We start from the raw sequence: 22,031 nt of genomic DNA, 5'->3' as shown, positions 1-22,031 counted from the left end.
ATTTATAAATATCAACTTAACAAAGTGCTCATCAGCTCAACTTTTTGTTCCTTAGTTAAGTTGGCCAACAGACTTTTCATTTCACTCATTTGATCGTTAGGCTTTTGTTCAATCAAACCTGCATATTTGGCTATTGTTTCTGTTACTTTTTCTGCGGGCTCTTTAAGCTCCTCAGCGGTTAAAATTAAATAGCCAGCAGTTACATCACTTTTATCTGTAATATGGTTTAGAAGGCGTTTAAGGAGGTATCCTGACACTCCGCTACTCTCTGCCATTGATGTAAATGTGCGGCGCAAATCATGCGAAGTGATTTTTACTCCTGCAATTTGGCATACATGTTTTAACGTTTTCTTAGGATCAGTTAGGTAGCCTTTTTTACTATTTGTACCAAATACATAGTCAGATACCTTATAATCTTTTCGTCGATTAAATATCTCAGCTAATCGATCTGTAATAGGGAACTCGACATCTAAGCCATTTTTTGTATCTTCTAAAATAAATATCCTATCTTCAAGGTGTACTTGTGACCAAGGAAGTTGCAGTAACTCTGATCTTCTTAGGCCTGAAAAGGTTAAAAACTCCAGGTAATCACAAAAACCAACGCGAGTATTTTGACGATATTTAGCTGCTTCATTTCTAACTTCATATAATGCATCTACAAAAGGTTTTAGTTGTGAACGACGCAGCCGTGTTGTTTTACGCTTTACATTATTCCAGCTTCGTTTTTCAGAAAGTGCATCTACAGGGTTTTCTGGAAATAATGAGCGACCTTCAGAAGATTTGTATTCAGCTTTAGCAAAGTTAAATAAAGCACGCATTAGGCGCATGGTATAATTTGCCTGAGCAGGACTTCTTGAGGTTATTTCTCGTTGGCGCTTTAAAATCATTGTTTGATTAATATCGGCTAGACGTTTGTTATGCCAATCAGATAGGTAGCAATCTATTTTTTGTTGATACCCTCTTTCAGTTATAGGCTTAAGATCTCTAGATTCGATGTATGAATCAAAGGCTTCTTTCAAGGTAATTGAAGCTGCTCTAAATTGGCGCTTAAGGTCGTTCGGGTTTATACCCTCAGCAATATCTGCCATTACTTTACGAGCCATTCGCCTTGCATCATCAAGTGTAATTGATGGAAAGTACCCAAGGGTGACATTAATAGGAGTATCTCTCCCTGGTATCTTTTTATAAACTCTAAATGATTTTCTACCAGCTACGCCTACATCTAAAATGAGTCCTGACAATAGATTGTCATAATAGCGAGTGCGTTTACCGTTTGATTCTATCTTTTCAAGCGACAATTCTGTGAAGCGAAATTTTGTGTCTGACATATGGTGCTACCTCTGTGCTACTTTGAACGTAAAATTTAACGTTCTGAAATACATAATGATTTATGCATCAGAGGTAGGGTTTATTCAATAACCCCATGATATAACTATAAAAATTAGTAAATAGCTATATCAAAAAGTAACTCGTAGTAAGTCCTTGTTTTGCAACTCATAATCGTTAGGTCCCCAGTTCGAGTCTGGGAGGGGCCACCATTTTTACAAGCTTTCCAAGTAAATACCTACTAACAGAAATTACCCTGTGCTACCTTTCACTATAGCAGATACATTAAAGCTTACTATTTTGAATACGAGACAGACGGTGATCCCCCTAGAAATAATAGATTTGGAACTGATTTATCAAGTGAATCAAAGGTTACAAGCTGACTTTAAAAGTAATACGCTGAGTGGCATTACAGCCACAAACCAGAAATTTAATCTCTGCACGAAGGTAGGAAAGTAAAACCTAACTCCACATCAGTTGCTTTTCTTAGTCTGAAGGGGAAAAAGGAGCTTCTTGATAGTAATGAGAAAAGGAAATAGACTTAAAATTTGCAAGACTTAACGAAACAAAAGTGCTTTTTAACGGGCTGAGTTTGTATCTAAGTAATTTCAGATTTAAAGTGACCTAGGTCTTGAGACGCAGTTTCAAGAGCTATTTGCCTAATTATCCCTAACTTTTGCAGCTCAGTCTGTACCACTTCGGTCTAAGCCCATGACCGCCATTAGAAAAAATAGTGCGCTATTAGTCGTTCTTTAAAATGAGCATGACCATTTACTTCAAATTGCTCAAATACTTACGCTGTTGGTATTATGTATCACTCTTCTTTACTAGCTTATCTAAATCACCAATTAATGAGACTAGCTTGTTGTAAGAGTGATGATTTGTTTGTAATCTTCAAATTTGCCTTCATTTTTCACTCTCTCAGTTTTATTTGTCTCACTGCTATTTTCTAGTGTTTTAAGTAATACATTATCAATAATGCGAATATTACTTTCGCTGGTTGTTTTTTCGGCGAGTTTTGTTTTCAGTTCATATTGAGATAGGAGCGGATTTTTTTGATAGGTTTTTTTATCAATATCTACTTTATTACTTTGTCCTACTTCAACTAATTCACCATTTTGGGCGGCGGCATTGATTTCATACTCTTCTTTTTTATTGTAGTGATCTGGCCGATCAAGTTGATAATCAAGGTGAGTATTTGCAGTCTTGCTTTGATTAACTTCATTTGAGTTGCCAGATTTATTCAGCTCGGTGCTTTGCTTTAATTCAACAGCACTCGTAGAAGACGTTTTGTTAGCTTTAGAAAATTCAAATTTAGCATCAAAATCGGCTAATTTAGAAATACCAGTGCCTAAGGCGTTGGTTTGTTCTTGGTTAATATCTTTATTACGAGGATCCTTTATAATTATTTTATCGACTAAGTCTGCGACTATGTCTTGTCCATTAGTAAATTGTTCCTTGGCAATTGACTCTATACTGCTATATTGCTCTGCTGCTGTAGACATGCTACTAAAAGCGTCTTTAAATAAAGCAAAGCCTTTGCGCATGTTCATGTCACTTTGGCGACCAAATATTGATTCATTATCGTTACTATTGCCTTTACTATTTTGGCGATTATCTTCCAAATTTTTATCTAAAGTACTAAGGTATTGCTGCATTTGTTGGTCATCTTTGTTGCCAAAAATAGACATGTCTAACGCGAAGTTTATTTTTTCAGCCCCATTTGATGATTCAAATACAAGCCCTTGTTGCTCTTTACTAATGTTATAACTAAGAGAAAGAGCATCATTTTCATACTTAGTGTTTTTATTATCGTCTTTATTATCATGTGTTTTTGAAAACGATACATCAAAGCCTGATAGCTGCTGACTATTAAAATCGGCTAAAAAAGTCATGTCAATCTTATCTAAAGAGTCATCGCCGTATTTTGATGTTTTTGTAAGGCTAAAGTAATCATCGGCCATTTTACCGACTCCAGAAAGCACTTCGGTGAGTGCCTTATGCTCAGCTTCGGATAAATCGCCTTCAACTTCATAGTTAAGAATCGTTTCACTTTTTTCTATAGAATCATTCTTTGAGTAATCAATAGAGATGCGAACAATGTCACCTTCTTGTGTTTTTACTGATAATTCAAATCCAGACGTTACATCATCCTTATAGGCCTGGACTGTTTCTTCGATGCTTTTTTTACTTTTGGCTAGAAAGGATTTTTGCTCATGACCTAATTGCCCAAGCCCAAGTAAAATATCACTTGTATTGGTATAGGCTGTATTTACATCTCGTACTGATTTATCTAGATAAGCGAGTAGATCATCACTGTTTTTATTTTGCGTTAAGCCTTCTTGGTAATTGGTGAATATTGTTTTGGTGGTAAGTTCTTCATTAGACAGTTTATACGTGGAAGACGCTTGTTGAGTCGATTGAGGTATTAATTTAGAAAGCTCTTGATGCAGTAGCTGCTCAACTTTTTCTTGGCTGAATTTGCTAAGGAGTTCTTCTGTTATTTCTGGTGCAATACTTTGCAATTCATCCGTGAGTGCGTACTCTGAATTACTGTTTGCTTGCGTCATTTTTGCAATTGAACTCGGCATTCCATTAAATATATTAATCATAATCATTCCTTAACTCTGAATTTATATTAGCCTATGTATCGGTCAGTAAATTTAAAACTTTAACCTAGAGCGTATTAATCCTTGGTGGTTGAATTTGCAGCAGTGTGTTTGGTGTTTAAGTAAGACAGAGCCTATGATGTGTGGTTGCTCACCATAAATAGGCGATAACGCAGGAGCAGTTACCGAGCCCACTAGGTTACAAACCTCACGGCGCGATTAAATCGCCCCTAGATTGAATGAATTTTAATCCACAAAGGCCAACACGCCCTAACAAGATATAAACTTTACAGCTAAGACGTATTGATGTTGATGATTAAATTTGACACAAATTTTGAGGTGAAAGTTAATCTTAAATAATTAACCTGAGATCTGGTTAAGAGATTTACTAACGCATTGAATTATAGTGATATTTAAATTTATTTTCTCTAGCCAGATATTTTCAGTGAAAACAAGGCGAATTTACACGTCAATAGCGGGCCTATTGCAGTAAATTCAACGCAGTTAGCGCTGAGAATAGCTGCTCGGGATAGATTTATTATCCAGAGTTGAGGTTAATTAACAAAACTATTTTTTTCAGTCCTAAATCTGTCTTAGTTTTATAATAAACAGATTGTTATGTAATAATTTTTTGAATCACTTTTACTGTTAATTATTTCTTAAATTCTCAAAGATGATATCCTGTTTGAGTCACACTTAAATACATAGAGCATACTCGATACAATAATGATTAATAACCAATTCTATATAGCAGGGAACCTGTGAAAATACCAAAACGCCTACAACCTCTCGTTGATGATGGTTTAATTGATGAGGTTATCAGCCGATTAATGAGCGGCAAAGAAGCCGATGTTTTTGTTGTTCGCTGTGGCGAGCATATTCGTTGCGCCAAAGTTTATAAAGATGCTGTTAAACGTAGTTTTAAAAAAGCAGCCCAGTACCAAGAAGGGCGAAAAGTTCGTGGTGGTCGCCAAGCCCGTGCTATGGGGAAGCGTTCAAGCTATGGTCGACAGTTAGAGGAAGAGATTTGGCAAAATGCTGAAATTGATGCCTTATCACGTTTAGCTAATGCGGGTGTACGAGTTCCAGAAACATATTGTTGTATGGATGGCGTGCTAATTATGGAGTTGGTTTCTGATGATGCTGGCGATGTTGCACCTCAACTTGGCCATGTAACGTTGACGCAAGAAGAAGCGATTGCACAACATAAGTTAATGATGCACTACATTATGTTGATGTTGTGTGCGGGCATTATACATGGTGATTTATCTGAATTTAATGTTTTAGTTGATGATAAAGGGCCCGTTATTATAGATTTACCGCAAGCGGTTAATGCCTCTGCAAACAATAGTGCTGAGGCTATGTTTGCCAGAGATGTAAATAATATGCGCCGTTATTACGGTGAATTTGCACCGGCTTTGTTACATACACAATACGCTAAAGAAATGTGGGCGTTATTTGAAGAAGCTAATTTAACACCTAATTCTATACTTACTGGCGAGTTTGAAGACGATAGTGAAAATGCTGACGTTGATTCTGTTTTAGAAGAAATTCAAGCGGCCAGAGAAGAAGAAATAGAACGATTGGAGCGTATTAACGGCTCCGATGATGATGAATAAACTAGGTTTTTTGATGCTTTAGGATTAATTTTTTAAATTTGCTCTACTTTTTTTGGATCACAGCGTTTAGCTAAACGCTGTGATCCAAAGAGTGCTTTGTACAGTGCCAATCCGCAATAATACTTAATCATTTTGAGGTGCCAAATTTGGCGCTAACTGCGTTAAAATTTCCTCATTTAGAACAACTAAATAACAAAGTTTTTGCCTTGCCATCGACACGTCTTACTGCCTAAAAAATAGAACACTTAATTAAGTGAATGAGTATAACAAACTAATTTTTACGATATATCTCATGCTCAATATCATAAATAATTACGCTTAAGCTGTCTGATTCTCTGCAATAGGTTTTTAAGCACGAAAGTAAGCGCTCGCTTAACATTTGTTTTTGTTCTATGGAACGTCCAGCCATTATATGCGCTGCAATATGAATAAACCCTTCTTTACCTGCACCTAGTTGATATTGCTGATAAGCAATGGCACGTGTTTTTATGGTTTCTAAATCAAACAAACCACTTTCGAAAGTGGTGCTATGGATTTTTTCTACCAGAACTTGTGGCAAAACAGGGAGGTCTTCTGAGTGTTCAATAATAATGTGCGGCATTTAGACGTTTCCTATTGTGTATTACAGCATGGGCATGGGTTAATTGTATCAATACAACAGGGCTCACTAAACCCTGAATTATTTAAAACCTTTGCTTTAAACTAATTTAGTCGTATTAATTTTTGATGTTAGTATAAAAGCCAATAAGTGAACCCTTGCTTATTTAGGTTGGCACTCAATTGTCGATATATTGATTAAGGATATGTATGAAACTACTACAAAAAATTAAACATTTGACTGTACTTGTGGGGGCTGTTGTTGCCTTAAGTGCTTGCTCTGATGATGTCGCATCGGTAAGTCTAGGGTTATTTACGACTAAAGATGTTGTAGTCAACTCTCAGCAAGATCCAATCATTAAAGGGGTTACGTGCCATATTAGCCATATAGAAGCTGATTTGGATTTTTCTGATCCGTCAGATATGTCTATTGCGTGTCGTCAAACCGGACCGATTACCGCAGATCAACTTCAAGCAATTGATCGTAGTAAATCGGGCGAGGTTGTATTTAAATCATCTAAAAGTATTCTATTTAAATCGTTAAAAGTACGTCGTATTTACGATGCTAAAAATCGTACTTTATTGTATTTATCGTATTCAACTAAAGAATCAAGTGGTAGTCATCACCATGCGCTATCGACAGTACCGCTTTATAACACCAAAGCGTGGGACTGGGCACTTGAACAAGAATAATTATACCAATTGCATCAAATGAGTGATCTATTATAGCGCGAAGAAAATAACACAATAACAAGGCGGAAATTGTGACATATAGTTGTTCTATATGAATAATTTTCAACGCAGTTAGTGAGTTATTTAATGCGATAGAATGATCATGTTTTTAATAAAATTGGTATTAAACTAAAATTAAAAGAGCACATTATGTTAGCTTTATTTAAATCAGCACCATTATTAGAAGCGCAAGAGCAGCAATGGCTTATTGATACGTTTATTTGGGCTGTCGAAAATTTTGATGTTGAGTTTTTTACTAAACAAACCCAAATTGTATTGCCAACAGCTGCGTTTTTTCCAGATTCGGTATCAAGTATTGAAGAAATGGCGACGAATGTTTTTACTCGCGTTACTAATTACGCGGGTATGAGCGCATGGCCGATTCAGCTTGTTGCGCCGCAGCAATTACAACCACAGGTTTTTCCACATTTTGAATTTAGCGATAAAATACGTGGCGAAGGCAGCCATTTAATTGTGCCACCGAGCCATATGGTGAGCGTTTCTTTTAATCCAAATCAGATTAACCAGCCGCAGGATTTAGTGGCAAGTTATGCAGGTACATTGGCCACTATACTTATTCATCATGTTGGCGTGTTACCGCCAGGCGGTAAAGAATACTTACCACAAGCGGCTGATGCACTTGCTTGTTTTTTAGGGTTTGGCGTGATGATGAGCAACACTGTGTATCAGTTTAAAGGCGGTTGCGGCTCGTGCTATAACCCATACGCTAATCGTGAAGCTAAATTAAGTGAAACTCATACTGTGTTTATGCATGCACTTGTTAGTTACTTTAAAAAAGATAAAAATTCTAAAAAACATTTAAAGCCACATCTGCGCAGTCAATTTAAAAAAGCTCAAAAAGAAATTAAAGAATTAGTACATAACTCGGCTAATCCGCTGCTATTAGCATATTCGCCAAACTAGTAAGGGTGCTTGTGGATTACTTAGATGAGTTTTTACTGATTGTTATTGCCCATTTTTTTGCTGTAGCAAGCCCTGGTCCCGACTTTGCTGTAGTACTTAAGCAAAGTGTTCAACAAGGTCGGCGTAACGCATTGTGGACAAGCGCAGGTGTTGGCGCTGCTATTTTACTGCACATTGCATATTGTGTTTTAGGTGTTGCGCTTATTTTAACGCAATCACCTAGTTTGTTTATGGCGTTGAAATATGTAGCGGGTGCCTATTTAGCTTACTTGGGCGTACAAGCGCTTAAAGCGGCAAAACCGCCTGCAAGCGCTGAAGATGAGGTTGAAAACAAAATAGTTCAAGAAGAACCAGTGTGGCTTGCCTTCAGACGCGGATTTTTAACAAATGCGTTAAACCCAAAAGCAACGCTGTTTTTTATGTCGTTATTTACGCTAGTGATTAGCCCAACCACACCGACTAGCGTGCAGGTAGGTTACGGTGTGTACATGGCGCTGGCTACATGGGCGTGGTTTTCAATGCTTTCAATGGTGCTTTCTAAGGCGAGTGTAAGAGAGTTTTTCCAACAGCGTGGCTACTGGTTTGACCGTGGAATTGGCGTTATTTTAATTGCTCTGGCGATACGTGTTGTTATTTAACCTGAACTCTGGTTAAGATATTTACTAATGTATTGAATCATAATGATATTTAAATTTATTTTTCTCTAGCCAGAGATTTTCAGTGAAAACAAGGCGAATTTACGCATCAATAGCGGGCCTATTGTAAGTAAATTCAACATAGTTAGCGCTGAAAATAGCTGCTTGAGATAGATTTATTATCCAGAGTTCAGGTTATTTAACTTATTTAAAAAGCGCAGGAGATAACATGCCGCTCTATAATTTTTCGTTTGGCTCTAATATGTCATCTAATCGTTTATTAGCGCGTTTACCTAATGCTAAACGAGTTGGAACAGCGGTTCTTAAAGGATATGAACTTACGTTTGACATGTTATTTAAAGATGGCTCAGGTAAGTGCAGTATTTGCCCAAGCGCTAAAAAAGATGAACTAGTTTATGGTGTTATTTATGAGATTAGTGATGCCGAAAAAATCATTTTAGATGGCATTGAAGGCGCCGGCTACGACTGCGTAGATATAACCCCAACGCTATTAACAGGTGAAACAATAAACGCACATTGTTATATAGCAAATACGCACGACAGCGATGTGCTCCCATATGACTGGTACATAAAGCATGTTCATCGCGGAGCACTTGAAGCCGGCGTACCAAAAGCATACAGTGATGCTATATTAAATCGTCCACAAAAAAGCGATACCAATCAAGCACGCGCAGCCCTTGAGTTTGCCGTACATCAACAATAATAAATAGGATTGATATGAAATTAACCCAACTAGCCACAATTGCTTTATTAGTAGGCACTGCCTTTAATAGCTCGGCACAAGTAGACACCGACAAAATTGATAACGTGATCAAGGCGTCAATGGCACGTTTTGACGTGCCTGGAATGGCGGTGGCTATCGTTGAAAACGATAAAGTGATATTTGCTAAAGGCTTTGGTGTCGTTAATCTTGAGACCAATAAAAAAGTAAATAAAGATACCTTATTTGGTATTGCTTCAAACACGAAAGCGTTTACTTCCGCTGCACTGGCTAAGCTGGTTGATGAAGGTAAATTAAGTTGGGACGACCGCGTTATTGACCGCTTACCAGAATTTAGGTTGTACGACTCATATGTAACACGCGAAATGCGTATTCGTGATTTATTAAGCCATCGCAGTGGGCTCGGGCTTGGGCAAGGCGATTTAATGATTTGGCCAAGCACGGATAAGCCCGTTGATGAAATTTTAGCTGGATTAAAATATTTAAAACCTGCGAGCAGCTTTCGTAGTAAATATGCTTATAACAATTTGATGTTTGTTACCGCAGGCGAAGTGGTTGCACGTGTATCGGGTATGAGCTGGAACGATTACATCGAAAAAAACATTTTACAGCCACTGCATATGGATAATTCACGCGCCGGCTTTTCACGTATTCCAAAAAGTAACACTAACTGGGCAACAGGCCATATTCCTATGGATGGCATGCTTCATCCATTTTTTGTGAACTACCTTGAGGACTTTAGAGGCGCAGGCGCAATTGCATCAAGCGTAAGCGACATGAGCCAATGGCTTCGTACGCAATTAGCAGGCGGTAAAATGCCAAATGGCGAGCAGCTCTTTAGTGAGCAACAGCAAACGCAAATGTGGCATCCACATATTACGTCTATTGCATCTAAAAGTGCGTTTGAATCATATCATCAGCAATTTAGAGGCTATGGGTTAGGTTGGAGTATTGAAGACTACCATGGCTTTAAAAAGTTAGGTCACGGTGGTGGTATTTTAGGAATGGTATCGCAAGTAACTCTGCTACCAGAGAAAAAACTCGGTATTGTTATTTTATCTAACCAACAAGCTTTTAGCGCGCTTTCGGCGGTTACACACGAAGTGCTAGAAGACGCACTTAACCTTGAAGATAAAGATTGGGTTGAAGACTTAGCTAAAAAACACTTTGAAGGAAAACAAAAAGCGTACGCTAATGCATCCCCAGAAGCGCCCGCTGATTATCAGCCACAATTACCAAATATTAATTACACGGGAACATTACATGATGATTGGTATGGCGACGTCATTGTTGAGCAGTTAGATGGCAAATTACGGATTGATTTTACACACACTAAACGCTTAAAAGGCACGCTTGAGCATTACACGGGCAATACATTCATTGTTAAATGGGACGAAAAATTGCTAGAAGCTGATGCGTTCATAACTTTTGATATGGACACAAAAAATAGAGTTAACGGCGCTAAAATGCGCGCAGTATCAACAGCGGTTACTGATTTTAGCTTTGACTTTAGAAACCTACAGCTAAAAGCAAAATAGTAATTTAATCTCGCTATACACCAAAGTCGCAAAGCCACTCGTCGGTGGCTTTGCTATATTAAGTTTTTACACCTTGTAAGGGACTTTTTATGCGTACCGCTGTTATTTCTCATCCTCATTGCCGTAAGCATAAAATGATAGACGACCACCCCGAGTGCCCTGAGCGTCTAGATGCTATAACCGACCGATTACTTGCCAGTGGTGTAGATGTCGGCTTAACGCATTTGCAAGCTCCTAAAGCAGCGCGAGAGCATTATTTACTTGCCCATGACGAAGCACTTGTTAAACACGTAGAAACCACACTCCCAATCGAGGGGCTCGCTAATTTAGATGGTGATACTTGGTTATGCCCTGATTCGTTTAAAGCAATTGAGCGTGCAGTAGGTGCAGGGGTGTTTGCGGTTGATGAAATACTTGCGGATAAGCTAGATGCCGCTTTTTGTTCGGTGCGCCCACCAGGTCATCATGCTAATAGAGAGTCATCCTCAGGATTTTGTGTGTTTAATAACTTAGCTATTGCCGTTAAGTATGCACAAAGCAAAGGAGTTAAGCGCATTGCGATTGCTGACTTTGATGTACACCACGGTAATGGCACACAAGATATTTTTATCGATGATGAAAATGTGTTGCTTTGTTCGTTATTTCAGCATCCTTTTTACCCTAATACGGCAGTAAAAAATAATAATCACATAGTTAATTCACCGCTGCCAATAGCCAGTAATGGCGACGATTTAAAAGACGTGTTTACTCAACAATGGCTGCCAAAATTAAAGGCGTTTAAACCCGAATTACTTTTTATCAGCGCAGGGTTTGATGCTCACTTAGAAGATGATATGGCAAGCCTAAAGTTTGTTGAAGATGACTACATTTGGCTTACCGAGCAATTATGTGAAGTAACAAAAGAAAGTGGCTGTAAAGGGGTTATATCGTATCTTGAAGGTGGCTATGCGCTATCAGCGTTGGGTAGAAGTGCTGTAGCGCATATAAAAGTGCTTACTGAGATTTAATTGTGCTGCGTTTTATAGCTCAAGTAAGTTAAATGCCTGCTCAACGGTCAGGGTCGTTATTTTACTTAAACAACAATGCCCTTCATTTAATAAGTAACTTGTTGTGATTACAGCAAGTTGCTCTGCGCTTAACGGCTCTCGCGGTGTATTGTCTAAAGTGCAGTACTCACCACATTTATTAAGTATAACCACATCAGCTAAATCGTTTGTTGTAACGCTGTGCAAGTGCTCTTCACGCTCTTTTTGTGTGTGCGCTATTTCAAGCTCATTATAAACAATAAGCAACTGTGGAAATTGATTAAGCATTTAGCCTACCGTTACTTCGTAAGACGTAAATTTACGAATGTTAATAACGCCTTTTTCGAAAATTAAGTACTGGCCTTTAATACCCTGTAATACACCACTTACAACGGGGTCTTTATCAAAGTTAAATGAGCTGATTTTTGTTGGGTATTCGGTGACTGGAAAGCCTAAATTAACCACATCTTCATCTAATTGCTCTATTGCTGTTGCACCAAATAACTCGCTTAGTTCGTTGAGTTTTTCGCTAATTTGTGGAATTAACTCAGCCGCTGCTGCTTTTAAATCAAGTGCTTCGTTTTGGCCTTTCAACATATTGCGCCAATTGGTTTTATCAGCAATAAATTCAGCCAGTGCCACTTCAACTAAACCTGATTGCAGGCGAGTTTGTACTTTGAAAATAGGCAATGCTTGAGTTGCACCTTGATCAACCCAGCGGGTAGGTATTTGTGTATGACGAGTAATACCGACTTTGAGTCCTGAGGTATTGGCAAGATATACATAGTGCGGGATCATGCAGTTTTCTTCGCCCCACTGTGGCTCTCGGCACGTACCTTGATCGTAATGACAGGTTTCTGGTTTCATAATGCACATATCGCAGCTAGCGAGCTTGCGCATACAGACAAAACAGTGACCTTGAGAATAGCTTTTTTTAGTTTTTTTACCGCAGCTAGAACACAAAATAGTGCCGCTAAAGGTAAGTGTAAGCTCTTTGCCTATTAGTGCGTTTAAGTCTACTAAGTGCTCACCTACGGGTAAGTGGTACTGTACTGGTTCGGTTAAGCTCGATTTTAATTTACGCAGTGTGCCTTGCATCTTTACTTGGCCCCTAAAGATGTTAAAAAGAGGAGTCTAACATTTTTAAGCTATATTGGCTTTTTAAGAAATGTAAATAATCGGTGTAAGGCAGCGCTTTGGCATATAAATAACCTTGAGCGTAGTTAGCGTTCATGTCTTTAAGTAGATGATGAATTTCTTGGGTTTCAACGCCTTCTATAGTGATTGATAAGCCCAAGTTGTGCGCCATATCAATGGCAGTTTGTACAATAACCTGATGAGTTGGGTTGTTAGGTAGGTCAAAAACAAATGATTTATCTATTTTTAGTTCACTAAAGTGATAATTAATTAAATAACTCAATGACGCGTAACCCGTACCAAAGTCATCTAAAACCACTTTAATACCCAATGCGCCTAGGTCATCAACCAATTTAATGAGGGCATCTTGACTATCTACAAAAGCTGATTCGGTCAGCTCAAATTTAAGTAAACGTGCAGGTATTTGATATTTAATTAAAATGTTTTCTACTTTTTCAGCTAAATTATTGATAGCTAAATTTTTAGCGCTTAGGTTTACGCTTATGGTGTGTTCAGGGTAGCCATTTTTTGTAAGCTCAACAATATCTTTACAGGCCTGCTCGATAACCCATAGAGTTAACTCGTTAATAATCCCAGTGTGTTCGGCAAGAGTAATTAGCTCTTCTATAGATAAACTGCTAAATGCAGGATCGGGCCAGCGTAATAAAGCTTCAGCCCCACTTACTTGGTTATCAAATAAGTTAACTTGTGGCTGATAGTACAGTGCGAGTTGATTATTATTTATTGCTTGTTGCAATTTGGCCGCTAAAGATACATCCATCATGAGGTTATTGCTGCTTGAGGATGAACCTATTTGGTTTGGGCTGTTTTTGGCGTTTTTAAGTGCCAAATAACCACGCTTTAACCAATATTCAAAATCGTTATTTTGAGCAGCAGAGCTAATGCCTATACTGTAATTAAGTTGCAGGTTAAGCCCTTTAATTTCATATTGCTTAGGCAGATTATTAATTATCTTTATCAGTAGCGCTTCTAAGGTTTCTTGATTTTGTGTTTTAGTTGAAATACAGGCAAATACACCGCTATTCAGATCAGCCAATCGAGGGCTTGTATTTAAATTTGTTTCAAGGATTACAAATTGACGTTCGTGGCTTAATTCGAGTTCAAGCTGTTTCGCTATATGTTTTGCCAGTGCATAACCTTGAGAAGGGGTAATAATGGTATTGAGCGAATTGAAGTGACGTATTTTTATTAAACACAAAGTGGTAGAGCGTTCTTGGCCTTGTAATGCCATAAATGCGTGTTTTAGCTTTGAGCTATTAAGTAGCTTAGTTTGTTGAGTGTGTGTGGCGTGGTAGAGTGCTCGTTCACGTTGATAACGCACTCGATCGGCTAATGCCATTGCCATCAATATCACTTCACATAGTATGGCGACTAAAAAAGCATGGCGTGTAGTAAAGCTATAAGATAAAAGTCCAGTGAGCTCCATTGGCTGTATTGCAGCACCAAATATTAAAGGTATCCACGAAAGCACGTAAAACTTAGCCCATCTAAATCCAGTACGTAGTTTTTTATAAATTAAAATAACACAGACAAGATAAAGCACGCCCATCACGCAAAAGAAGATGGGTGCTGATATGTTCTCAGGAATGAATAAGCTACTTATTGCTAATATAAACATAGCGTAAAGTAACGATATGCCCATCTTATAACGCCAGCACTTATCTTTGTGGTAGCGTAAAAACATAATGCAAAAAGACAGTGTAAAAAAAGAGATCGCGTAGTTAGTAAATATAACTTTTTCGTGAATAAATAATTGCCACTCTAAAGGCCATAAGTAGAAACCAAAGCCCAGTACTGCTCCCATCATGGTTATTGCACTAATAATATAACCAATATAAATGAGGTAAACACGGTCTTTTATGCCAAAATAAAGAACCAAGTTATAAAGCGCTGCCATCAGCAAAACGCCCACAAAAATCCCCCAAATACCCGTTTGCGAACGCACTAAATCGATAAATTCTTTGTCACGATATAAGTTAACAGGCGTTTTACTTATACCGATAGTGTCTATTTTTAGAACCAATCGTTGTGATGTTCTACTATCTAACGAAAAACGAATATGCGGTACGCTGTATTGAAATAATGAAAGTAACTCTTCCTTATCGCCGAGCCTGAAAGTATTAATAATTTCATTGTTTTTTGTTAGGTGATATATAGTGAGGTGATCGACCATAGGATTGTCAAAATGAGCAACTATATTTTCTTTTTTTAAGCTCTTATTTTCTAAGTCAAGAAATAGCCAATAATTTTGCTGTGCAAAGCTCCAAGGTATTTCAGAGAATGAATCATGAATAAGAAGATTTGGTTGGCTCACTATATCGTTAAGTGTAAGTGTTTTTTTCTCATCAATGTAATACGCATAATCGAGGTACACCGGTGCCGTTTTATCAATTGTATATCGAGTAGGCATTACAAGGTTTGATGTCAATGTACTGATAATAAAAAATATAAATATCAGAATGGCAACAGCAATTGCATTGTAGCGTAAAGTTCTTAGTTCCAATATTTGCGCACTTTTAAAGACCTTTTAAATAGTGTAGCACTAAAAAAGCGCAGGTAAGCTGCGCTTTTTTAGTTTAATTAACTCATTACACCAATAAGTTTTACTCGTGGGAAGCCTATTGCTCGCGGGCAATGGCACGATAAGCAATATCTGTACGATATTCCATACCATCCCAGCTAATTTGTTTAACAAGCTCATAGGCGCGTTGCTGCGCTTCTGTAACTGTATTACCGAGTGCTGTTGCGCATAATACGCGACCGCCTGCGGTTACAACGTCACTGCCATTTTGCTTAGTACCGGCATGAAATACTTTTTCGCCTGCGGGGTAATCAACTTGCAGCCCCGAAATAACATCACCTTTTGGATAATCACTAGGATAACCTTTAGCGGCAAGTACGACGCCAACGGCTGCGCGTGAGTCAAACTCAATCGTTGTTTTATCAAGTTCTACACGGTTAGCTGCTTCAATCAATTCAACAAGATCTGACTGCAAACGTAGCATCATTGGTTGAGTTTCAGGATCGCCAAAGCGACAATTGTACTCAATTACTTTAGGAGTGCCTGTTTCGTCAATCATCAAACCTGCGTATAAAAAACCTGTGTACGGATGGCCTTCGCTTGCCATGCCTTCTACTGTAGGGGTGATCACTTCGTTCATAATACGCTGGTGGATTTCATCAGTAACAACAGGCGCAGGTGAGTATGCACCCATGCCACCCGTATTAGGACCCGCATCGCCATTGTAAGCGCGTTTATGGTCCTGACTGGTAGCAAAGGGTAATACGTTTTTGCCATCAACCATAACTATGAAAGAGGCTTCTTCACCGTCTAAAAATTCTTCAATAACAACACGGCTTCCCGCATCACCAAACGCATTACCCGCAAGCATATCGCGAATAGCATCTTCAGCTTCACGCTCGTCCATGGCTACAATTACGCCTTTACCCGCAGCCAAACCATCTGCTTTTACAACTATTGGCGCGCCTTTTTCTTTTAAATAAGCAAGAGCAGGGTCAATTTGTTCAAACGTTTGATAGTCGCCTGTCGGGATTTTATGACGTGCTAAAAAGTCTTTAGTAAACGATTTAGAGCCTTCGAGCTGAGCTGCGCCCGCAGTAGGGCCAAAAATAGCCATGTTATGTTCACGAAACTTATCAACAACACCCAGTACTAACGGTATTTCTGGACCTACAATTGTAAGCTCTACTTTATTTTGCTGTGCAAAACTAAGTAAACCCTCTAAGTCGTCAACGTTGATTGCTACGTTTTCAAGTTTAGGTTCAAGTGCAGTGCCTGCATTACCAGGTGCTACAAATACAGTGTTTACTTTGATGTTTTGAGCGGCTTTGAACGCAAGCGCGTGTTCGCGGCCGCCGCTGCCAATGACTAAAACATTCATGGCGAAAATTCCTATTTAAAGCGGTTTCTTAAATTTCAGCGTCATGCGGTCGCTTTCACCAATGGCTTTATATTTATCAGCATCTTGTTCGCCGAGTCTTAAGCTTGGTGGTAGCGTCCATACCCCTTTAGGGTGATCGGCTGTATCTTTTGGATTTGCATTTATTTCACTGCTTGCTACTAATTCAAACCCTGCTTGTTTTGCAAGCTCTACTACGTAGCTCTGCTTCATATAACCTGACGTTTTTTGATCTTCGTCAGCGCGCTCTTCAGCTAAACGGTGCTCAACTAAACCTAATGTGCCACCTGGTTTAAGGGCTTTATAAAAAGCTTGGAATGCACTTAATGCTCCGCTTTTATCTTTGCCCATGTACCAGTTATGTACATTACGAAATGTTAAAACCATATCGGCACTGCCAGCTGGCGCAATATCTAAATGTGTTACAGGCGCAAACTCAGTAATTTTAACGCTATTAAAACGCTCATCGTCAGCTACTTTTTGCTTAAAGCCCGCAAGAGAGCGTTGGTAGTAGCCAACTGATGAATCAGCAGGAAAATGCGCAGCATAATAAGTGCCTTGCTCTTTTAGTGCTGGCGCTAAAATTTCACTATACCAACCACCGCCAGGTGCAATTTCAACAACGGTCATTGTTGGTTTAAAGCCAAAAAATGCCAGTGTTTGAGCTGGATGGCGATATTCGTCACGAGCACTGTTTTTAGTACTGCGCTCACTTGATTTTAGTGAGTGCTCAAGGCTCGATTCGTGGTTATGGCTAAGTGCCATAGTCGAAGTCATAGTTAGTGTGGCTACAAGTAGCGATTTTAGCGCAAATTTCATCATCTGTTCCTTCACATTATAATTTTAAATAGGTTATTGAATAGTCAGAATACGTGAATTTATAGCAAACAAAAAGGGCTAAACCAACGTTTAACCCTTTGTGTGATTAGTGGCGGAAATGGCGCATACCAGTAAGTACCATTGCCATACCAGCTTCATCTGCGGCAGCAATTACTTCTTCATCGCGCATTGAGCCACCAGGCTGAATTACCGCAGTAATACCAGCGGCTGCTGCTGCGTCAATTCCATCACGGAATGGGAAGAACGCGTCAGACGCCATAACTGAACCTTTAACTTCAAGGTTTTCATCAGCGGCTTTAATGCCTGCAATTTTAGCTGAGTATACGCGACTCATTTGGCCTGCACCTACACCAATAGTCATGCCGTCACGGGCATAAACAATCGCGTTTGATTTAACAAACTTAGCGACTTTCCAGCAAAACAGTAAATCTTTAAGTTCTTGCTCTGTAGGCTGGCGCTTAGAAACAACTTTTAAGTCGCCTTGCGTTACCATGCCTAAATCGCGATCTTGAACTAAAATGCCGCCGTTAACACGTTTAATATCTTGGCCAGCGGCTTTACCTGTCCACTGTCCACATTCTAATAAGCGAACGTTCTTTTTAGCTTCAACAATTTTTGCAGCGTCGCTCGAAATACTAGGTGCGATAATTACTTCAACAAATTGACGGTCAACAATTGCTTGTGCAGTTGCAGCATCTAGCTCTCGGTTAAAGGCAATAATGCCACCAAACGCAGATGTAGGGTCTGTTTTAAAAGCGCGCTCGTATGCTTGTAGAATATTGCTCCCAATTGAAACACCACACGGGTTAGCATGTTTTACAATTACGCACGCTGGTACATCAAATTCTTTAACACATTCAAGTGCAGCATCGGTATCTGCAATATTGTTAAACGAAAGGGCTTTACCTTGCAATTGAGTGGCTGTTGCAACTGATGCTTCAGCAATGTCATTTTCAACATAAAAAGCAGCATCTTGATGTGAGTTTTCACCGTAACGCATATCTTGCTTTTTAGTGAACTGCATATTGATAGTACGTGGGAATTTAGTCTCTACAGCAGCTTCCTCGGTGTAATCAGGAACCATTTTACCAAAGTAGTTAGCAATCATGCCATCGTATTGAGCTGTGTGCTCGTATGCGGCAATCGCTAAATCAAAACGGGTCTTATACGTAGTAGAACCATTGTTGTTTTGCATTTCACTAATAAGACGGTCGTAGTCGCTCGCGTTTACCACAATTGTTACATCTTTGTGGTTTTTAGCGGCTGCACGAACCATTGTAGGGCCGCCAATATCAATATTTTCAATGGCATCTTCAAGGCTGCAGTTTTCTTGAGCGACAGTATTCGCAAAGGGGTATAAGTTAACTACAACTATGTCGATAGCAGAAATGTCGTTCTCTGCCATTACGCTTTCATCTTGTCCGCGACGGGCTAATATGCCGCCGTGAATTTTAGGGTGAAGAGTTTTTACGCGACCATCCATGATTTCAGGGTGGCCTGTGTGATCTGACACTTCAGTCACTTTTATGTCGTTATCAGCAAGTAGTTTGCATGTGCCGCCAGTTGACAATATATCAACGCCTTGCGCTTCTAGTGCGCGGGCAAATTCAACAATACCGGTTTTATCAGACACACTTAATAGTGCGCGACGAATGGGACGATGAATATCCATTGTAGTTTGATTTCCTCAGTTAATGAGCTAGCTTAGAAGCGGGCATTTTAACTGATTACTACTCAAAAAACGACTTATAAAGGCTTAATAAGCGTGAGCATTTTGCAATTTGGTTAATAAGTTGTAGGCATAAAAAAAGCACCCTAAGGTGCTTTTTTAATAATTAGCTGTGGTAAATCACAGCCAGCATATTAGTTCATGCCGTATTTTTTTAGCTTTTTACGTAAAGTACCACGGTTGATACCTAGTAAAATTGCTGCACGTGTTTGATTACCACGTGTGTATGTCATTACTTCTTCAAGTAATGGCGCTTCTAGCTCTGAAAGAACAAGGTCGTAAACGTCTTGCACATCTTGACCGTTAAGCTGTTTTAAATAGTGGTGAACAGCTTTTTTTACTGCATCACGCAATGGCTGCGGTTTCTCGTGTGACTGAACATGAGGGTTAGTGATAAATGGAGAAGTCACGTTTTGTTCGAACATTATTAAGTCTCTTTCTTTCTTAGTTAGCTGCTAGTGTTTTAAAGTATTGCTCTAATGCGACGACCTGTGCCTGTGGGTTGTCGAGCGCATTAAATACTCGCCTAAACTGACCATCACTGTCATGGGTTTGCAAATACCAAGATACATGTTTGCGAGCAATTCGTGCGCCCATTGGTTCACCGTAAAACATATGGAGGTTTGTTAAATGCTCCATTAAAATGCTGCGTACCTCTGCAATAGCAGGTGGCTGCATATGTTCACCAGTTCGCAAATAGTGGTCTATCTCCCTAAATATCCAAGGGCGACCTTGGGCGGCTCGACCAATCATAATGGCATCTGCACCCGTATAGTCTAAAACCTGTTTTGCTTTTTCAGGTGATGTAATATCACCATTGGCAACAACAGGGATCGACACTGAACGTTTTATATCCCTAATCGTGGCGTACTCAGCATCACCTTTATACATACATGCGCGCGTACGCCCATGTACAGCAAGTGATGCAATGCCATAACGTTCAGCTATTCTCGCAATCTCTACACCATTACGGTTATCCGGATCCCATCCTGTACGGATTTTAAGTGTCACAGGTATATCAACAGCATTAACAACTGCGTCAATAATCTCTTCCACAAGTTCAGGAAACTGTAATAAAGCAGAGCCTGCGAGTTTCTTGTTCACTTTTTTTGCTGGGCACCCCATATTGATATCTATGATCTGTGCACCGTTAGCAACATTGAATTGTGCGGCCTGCGCCATAAGCTCAGGATCTGCTCCTGCAATTTGCACAGCACGTATACCCGATTCACCGCTGTGATCCATACGGTTCATCGACTTTTCTGTTTTCCAAACCCTAGGATTAGACGATAACATTTCAGACACAGCAAGCCCAGCGCCTAAGCGACGACAAAGTTGTCTAAATGGTCTGTCTGTAATGCCCGCCATTGGCGCAACAATTACATTATTCTCAAGTTGGTATTTACCGATACGCACTATATTCAATAGGCCTCTTTTCAAGGGGCGCTAAGTTTACGGTTTTTTTAGCAAAAATCAAAGGCTATAAATTGAACAAAAGTGACTTTTTTTTGCACTTTTCGTATTGACATTTGATAACCGTATGACGAAGCGGTTTATTTGTGTGAAATTTAAGCTGATTTTGTTTTTACTATAAAATAGGTTTATTTTTTATTATGTAAAAAAATAGTAAAGCCTGTTAAATACAGGCTTTACATGAGCGTTTTGAGTTAATACTCTAAATTCATGTTTTAAGTGAATTACACTTTTTTGGTACCACTGACGCGTGTCCAGTCACCTTCAACAGCAATATTATCAAGTTCAATAAAAGGCGCGTAAATATCAGCAACTGATTGTGCTTGCTCTTCTAAAATGCCTGACATGGCAATTTTTCCGCCTGGCTTTAATAAGCCTAAAATGACACTGTGTAATTCTCGTAGCGGCTGCGCTAATATATTTGCCACAACAATGTCGGCGCTAAATTCCGGCTGGTTTTCAGGCAGGTATACTTCAAGTTTGTCAGCCACCCCATTACGGTTAGCATTATCTAGGCTTGCTTCGAGTGCTTGTGGGTCAATATCAATCCCAATCATGCGCTCTGCGCCTAGTTTTATAGCAGCTATGCCTAAAATGCCTGAGCCACAGCCAAAATCTACCACTGTTTTACCTGTTAGATCTTGGCTTTCTAACCATTTGAGGCACAGCGCTGTTGTTGCATGTGTACCCGTGCCAAAAGCAAGGCCCGGATCAAGTAGTACATTTACTGCATCAGGATCTGGAATGTCGCGCCAGCTTGGACAAATCCACAGTTTTTCACCAAATTGAATTGGGTGGAAGTTATCCATCCATTCACGTTCCCAGTCTTTATCCTCAAGCTGCTCAATTTTATAAACTAAATTGTCTTTCAGCTCCTCATGACGTTTTAATAATGCAACGACTGCGTTCATATCGTGATTAGCTTCGAACAAGCCAATAACTGTGGTATCAGCCCAAAATACAACAGTGCCAATTTTTGGTTCGTAAATAGGGGTGTCTTTTGCGTCAATAAAGGTTACTGAAGCGCTACCCGCTTCCATTAATAGGTCGCTTACGGCATCAGCTGTTGCAGCATTGGCATTAATTCGAATTTGGATCCAAGCCATGGTTATTTCCTTCAAATAGAAAAAAGGCCGCTATAGCGGCCTTTTTAGTTTATATAGT

General features: G+C 39.3%; 19 protein-coding genes. 7 read left to right on the top strand and 12 right to left on the bottom strand.

The features are described from left to right. Positions 1-11: 11 nt before the first annotated feature. Positions 12-1,328 (bottom strand): tyrosine-type recombinase/integrase, encoded by a 1,317-nt coding sequence (locus ACJJVZ_RS18090; RefSeq protein ID WP_405602484.1) that lies wholly within the window; start codon positions 1,326-1,328, stop codon positions 12-14. An 855-nt stretch (positions 1,329-2,183) separates the two neighbouring features. Further along, complete coding sequence (locus ACJJVZ_RS18085; protein WP_405602482.1) at positions 2,184-3,938, bottom strand: hypothetical protein; 1,755 nt, start codon at positions 3,936-3,938, stop codon at positions 2,184-2,186. A 758-nt stretch (positions 3,939-4,696) separates the two neighbouring features. Here ACJJVZ_RS18085 and ACJJVZ_RS18080 point away from each other — a divergent pair. Continuing rightward, on the top strand, positions 4,697-5,554 hold the full coding sequence (locus ACJJVZ_RS18080) for a PA4780 family RIO1-like protein kinase (RefSeq protein WP_193154923.1): 858 nt from the start codon (positions 4,697-4,699) through the stop codon (positions 5,552-5,554). A gap of 271 nt (positions 5,555-5,825) precedes the next feature. Here ACJJVZ_RS18080 and ACJJVZ_RS18075 read toward each other — a convergent pair whose 3' ends face one another. Further along, positions 5,826-6,155, bottom strand: a complete 330-nt coding sequence (locus ACJJVZ_RS18075) for a 5-carboxymethyl-2-hydroxymuconate Delta-isomerase (RefSeq protein ID WP_077536859.1) — start codon at positions 6,153-6,155, stop codon at positions 5,826-5,828. A gap of 206 nt (positions 6,156-6,361) precedes the next feature. Here ACJJVZ_RS18075 and ACJJVZ_RS18070 point away from each other — a divergent pair, with 206 nt between their 5' ends. The 6 genes from ACJJVZ_RS18070 (at position 6,362) to ACJJVZ_RS18045 (ending at position 11,729) form a co-directional block, all read left to right on the top strand. Then, positions 6,362-6,844 (top strand): CreA family protein, encoded by a 483-nt coding sequence (locus tag ACJJVZ_RS18070; protein WP_077536860.1) that lies wholly within the window; start codon positions 6,362-6,364, stop codon positions 6,842-6,844. A gap of 189 nt (positions 6,845-7,033) precedes the next feature. After that, on the top strand, positions 7,034-7,807 hold the full coding sequence (locus ACJJVZ_RS18065; protein ID WP_077536861.1) for a hypothetical protein: 774 nt from the start codon (positions 7,034-7,036) through the stop codon (positions 7,805-7,807). Positions 7,808-7,818: 11 nt separating this feature from the next. Beyond that, the gene (locus ACJJVZ_RS18060; RefSeq protein WP_138586870.1) at positions 7,819-8,445 is read left to right on the top strand and encodes a LysE family translocator; all 627 of its coding nucleotides are present in this window, start codon (positions 7,819-7,821) and stop codon (positions 8,443-8,445) included. Between the two features lie 226 nt (positions 8,446-8,671). Continuing rightward, positions 8,672-9,166 (top strand): gamma-glutamylcyclotransferase family protein, encoded by a 495-nt coding sequence (locus tag ACJJVZ_RS18055; RefSeq protein WP_138586627.1) that lies wholly within the window; start codon positions 8,672-8,674, stop codon positions 9,164-9,166. A 14-nt stretch (positions 9,167-9,180) separates the two neighbouring features. Next, complete coding sequence (locus tag ACJJVZ_RS18050) at positions 9,181-10,722, top strand: serine hydrolase (protein WP_405602478.1); 1,542 nt, start codon at positions 9,181-9,183, stop codon at positions 10,720-10,722. Positions 10,723-10,811: 89 nt separating this feature from the next. Then, positions 10,812-11,729: a histone deacetylase family protein gene (locus ACJJVZ_RS18045; RefSeq protein WP_405602475.1), complete on the top strand. Its 918-nt coding sequence runs from the start codon at positions 10,812-10,814 to the stop codon at positions 11,727-11,729. A 12-nt stretch (positions 11,730-11,741) separates the two neighbouring features. On the opposite strand, the gene ACJJVZ_RS18040 is transcribed toward ACJJVZ_RS18045, so the two are convergent. From ACJJVZ_RS18040 to prmA, 9 genes are all read right to left on the bottom strand, one after another. Further along, entirely contained in the window at positions 11,742-12,035 is a 294-nt protein-coding gene (locus ACJJVZ_RS18040) for a DUF4144 family protein (RefSeq protein WP_077536866.1), read from the bottom strand. Then, the gene (locus ACJJVZ_RS18035; RefSeq protein ID WP_405602473.1) at positions 12,036-12,845 is read right to left on the bottom strand and encodes a DUF2797 domain-containing protein; all 810 of its coding nucleotides are present in this window, start codon (positions 12,843-12,845) and stop codon (positions 12,036-12,038) included. Between the two features lie 22 nt (positions 12,846-12,867). After that, positions 12,868-15,408 (bottom strand): EAL domain-containing protein, encoded by a 2,541-nt coding sequence (locus ACJJVZ_RS18030; RefSeq protein ID WP_405602470.1) that lies wholly within the window; start codon positions 15,406-15,408, stop codon positions 12,868-12,870. A 115-nt stretch (positions 15,409-15,523) separates the two neighbouring features. After that, positions 15,524-16,807: a phosphoribosylamine--glycine ligase gene (gene purD / locus ACJJVZ_RS18025; RefSeq protein WP_193154918.1), complete on the bottom strand. Its 1,284-nt coding sequence runs from the start codon at positions 16,805-16,807 to the stop codon at positions 15,524-15,526. A gap of 15 nt (positions 16,808-16,822) precedes the next feature. Then, positions 16,823-17,644 (bottom strand): class I SAM-dependent methyltransferase, encoded by an 822-nt coding sequence (locus ACJJVZ_RS18020; protein ID WP_193155040.1) that lies wholly within the window; start codon positions 17,642-17,644, stop codon positions 16,823-16,825. Between the two features lie 106 nt (positions 17,645-17,750). Next, entirely contained in the window at positions 17,751-19,337 is a 1,587-nt protein-coding gene (purH, locus tag ACJJVZ_RS18015) for a bifunctional phosphoribosylaminoimidazolecarboxamide formyltransferase/IMP cyclohydrolase (protein WP_405602467.1), read from the bottom strand. Between the two features lie 191 nt (positions 19,338-19,528). After that, positions 19,529-19,819, bottom strand: coding sequence for a DNA-binding transcriptional regulator Fis (gene fis, locus ACJJVZ_RS18010; RefSeq protein ID WP_002957804.1), 291 nt, complete (start codon positions 19,817-19,819; stop codon positions 19,529-19,531). 19 nt (positions 19,820-19,838) lie between these two features. Next, positions 19,839-20,810, bottom strand: coding sequence for a tRNA dihydrouridine synthase DusB (gene dusB, locus ACJJVZ_RS18005; RefSeq protein WP_171037543.1), 972 nt, complete (start codon positions 20,808-20,810; stop codon positions 19,839-19,841). 281 nt (positions 20,811-21,091) lie between these two features. After that, entirely contained in the window at positions 21,092-21,973 is an 882-nt protein-coding gene (prmA, locus tag ACJJVZ_RS18000; protein WP_405602464.1) for a 50S ribosomal protein L11 methyltransferase, read from the bottom strand. Positions 21,974-22,031: the final 58 nt, after the last annotated feature.

This window comes from Pseudoalteromonas sp. Ld19 (genome assembly GCF_045064135.1).
GTDB lineage: Bacteria > Pseudomonadota > Gammaproteobacteria > Enterobacterales > Alteromonadaceae > Pseudoalteromonas > Pseudoalteromonas aliena.
The sequence above is the reverse complement of the archived record's forward strand: the minus strand, read 5'-3'. Positions and strand labels throughout refer to the sequence as shown.

Bases quoted from the DNA above. Each gene is read 5' to 3' on its own strand.
- purH (WP_405602467.1), bottom strand. From the start codon at position 19,337: ATGGATATTCATCGTCCCATTCGTCGCGCACTATTAAGTGTGTCTGAT.
- ACJJVZ_RS18075 (WP_077536859.1), bottom strand. From the start codon at position 6,155: ATGCCGCACATTATTATTGAACACTCAGAAGACCTCCCTGTTTTGCCA.
- ACJJVZ_RS18020 (WP_193155040.1), bottom strand. From the start codon at position 17,644: ATGAAATTTGCGCTAAAATCGCTACTTGTAGCCACACTAACTATGACT.
- purD (WP_193154918.1), bottom strand. From the start codon at position 16,807: ATGAATGTTTTAGTCATTGGCAGCGGCGGCCGCGAACACGCGCTTGCG.
- fis (WP_002957804.1), bottom strand. From the start codon at position 19,819: ATGTTCGAACAAAACGTGACTTCTCCATTTATCACTAACCCTCATGTT.
- ACJJVZ_RS18065 (WP_077536861.1), top strand. From the start codon at position 7,034: ATGTTAGCTTTATTTAAATCAGCACCATTATTAGAAGCGCAAGAGCAG.
- prmA (WP_405602464.1), bottom strand. From the start codon at position 21,973: ATGGCTTGGATCCAAATTCGAATTAATGCCAATGCTGCAACAGCTGAT.
- ACJJVZ_RS18050 (WP_405602478.1), top strand. From the start codon at position 9,181: ATGAAATTAACCCAACTAGCCACAATTGCTTTATTAGTAGGCACTGCC.
- ACJJVZ_RS18070 (WP_077536860.1), top strand. From the start codon at position 6,362: ATGAAACTACTACAAAAAATTAAACATTTGACTGTACTTGTGGGGGCT.
- ACJJVZ_RS18040 (WP_077536866.1), bottom strand. From the start codon at position 12,035: ATGCTTAATCAATTTCCACAGTTGCTTATTGTTTATAATGAGCTTGAA.
- ACJJVZ_RS18090 (WP_405602484.1), bottom strand. From the start codon at position 1,328: ATGTCAGACACAAAATTTCGCTTCACAGAATTGTCGCTTGAAAAGATA.
- ACJJVZ_RS18055 (WP_138586627.1), top strand. From the start codon at position 8,672: ATGCCGCTCTATAATTTTTCGTTTGGCTCTAATATGTCATCTAATCGT.
- ACJJVZ_RS18035 (WP_405602473.1), bottom strand. From the start codon at position 12,845: ATGCAAGGCACACTGCGTAAATTAAAATCGAGCTTAACCGAACCAGTA.
- ACJJVZ_RS18085 (WP_405602482.1), bottom strand. From the start codon at position 3,938: ATGATTAATATATTTAATGGAATGCCGAGTTCAATTGCAAAAATGACG.
- ACJJVZ_RS18045 (WP_405602475.1), top strand. From the start codon at position 10,812: ATGCGTACCGCTGTTATTTCTCATCCTCATTGCCGTAAGCATAAAATG.